The organism is Nitrincola tibetensis, assembly GCF_003284585.1.
Classification (GTDB): domain Bacteria; phylum Pseudomonadota; class Gammaproteobacteria; order Pseudomonadales; family Balneatricaceae; genus Nitrincola; species Nitrincola tibetensis.
In genome coordinates this window covers 1-531 of sequence record NZ_QKRX01000051.1, presented here as the reverse complement: position 1 = coordinate 531, position 531 = coordinate 1, and the positions used below count along the sequence as shown (strand labels likewise).

General features: G+C 49.7%; 1 protein-coding gene. It reads left to right on the top strand.

Features of this window, described 5'->3' with window-relative positions:
- Nucleotides 1–17: 17 nt before the first annotated feature.
- Nucleotides 18–531: hypothetical protein (locus tag DN062_RS18440; RefSeq protein ID WP_205126782.1), on the top strand; the 514-nt coding region annotated here is incomplete at its 3' end.

The following is a 531-nucleotide window of genomic DNA, read 5'->3' as shown; positions in this document are numbered from 1 at the left end:
GCAACACGGTTAACTTGGTGATCACAGATCAACAGGGCAATGAAGTTATTCTGAATGACGTTGCGTTGGACGCTGATGGTAACTTCAGTGTTGAAGCGGATCTAAGCGGCTTGATTGACGGTCCATTAGATGTGGTTGCAAGCGCAACGGACAATAATGGTAACCCAATCACAGGCACAGATAACGCTGAGCTGGATGCGATTGCGGCACAAATCACAGTTGAAACCGAGGTTGATAACGCTGGCCCAACAATTGATGTGACAGGTGATACTACTGATATCCCAGTGGGCTCTGAGTTAGTTGTCACAATCACTGACCAAGAAGGCAACACTGTCACGACAACCGCGATTGTTGAAGAAGACGGCAGCTACACAGTGACCGATCTGGATATCACCGATCTAACCGACGGTGACCTAGATATCACGGTGACAGGTACCGACAACAACGGCAACCCCGTAACGGGCACCGCTGAAGATGCACTGGACTCCACTGCATCCAGCATCCAAGTGACGGCTGATGTTGATAATGCTG